The following is a 439-nucleotide window of genomic DNA, read 5'->3' as shown; positions in this document are numbered from 1 at the left end:
GCGTAATTGCGGCCAATGCACACGACTTTCCCGATCGGGAAGTGAATGCGCGTGCCGTCGACGTACTGGTGCTGATAGCTCATTTACCGACTCCTGCCTTTATTGATTCAACAGAGATTACCGATCAAACCGGGAAAATCTTGCCCGGGTTCATGATGCCGTTCGGGTCGAACACTGCCTTGACCGCTTTCATGTACTCGATCTCGGCCGGCGAGCGGCTGTAGGTCAGGTAATCACGCTTGGTCATACCTACGCCGTGCTCGGCCGAGATCGAGCCGTTGTACTTCTAGACGGTTTCGAACACCCACTTGTTGACGGAGGCGCACTTGGCAAAGAACTCGTCCTTGCTCAGATTTTCCGGCTTGAGGATGTTCAGGTGCAGATTGCCGTCGCCGATGTGGCCGAACCAGACGATTTCGAAATCCGGGTAGTGCTCGCC

At 55.1% G+C, this 439-nt stretch carries 1 protein-coding gene and 1 pseudogene; one reads left to right on the top strand and one right to left on the bottom strand.

Features of this window, described 5'->3' with window-relative positions:
• On the top strand, window positions 1–224 hold a 224-nt coding region (locus AAEY83_RS19140; protein WP_502945161.1), incomplete at its 5' end, for a hypothetical protein.
• Here the strand turns inward: AAEY83_RS19140 and AAEY83_RS12900 are convergent.
• Window positions 125–439: pseudogene (locus tag AAEY83_RS12900) on the bottom strand (FAD-linked oxidase C-terminal domain-containing protein); the annotation flags it as partial. The gene AAEY83_RS19140 and the pseudogene AAEY83_RS12900 overlap by 100 nt on opposite strands.

This window comes from Psychrobacter sp. TB20-MNA-CIBAN-0197, assembly GCF_040309765.1.
In the GTDB taxonomy this organism is placed as follows: Bacteria; Pseudomonadota; Gammaproteobacteria; order Pseudomonadales; family Moraxellaceae; genus Psychrobacter; species Psychrobacter submarinus.
The sequence above is the reverse complement of the archived record's forward strand: the minus strand, read 5'-3'. Positions and strand labels throughout refer to the sequence as shown.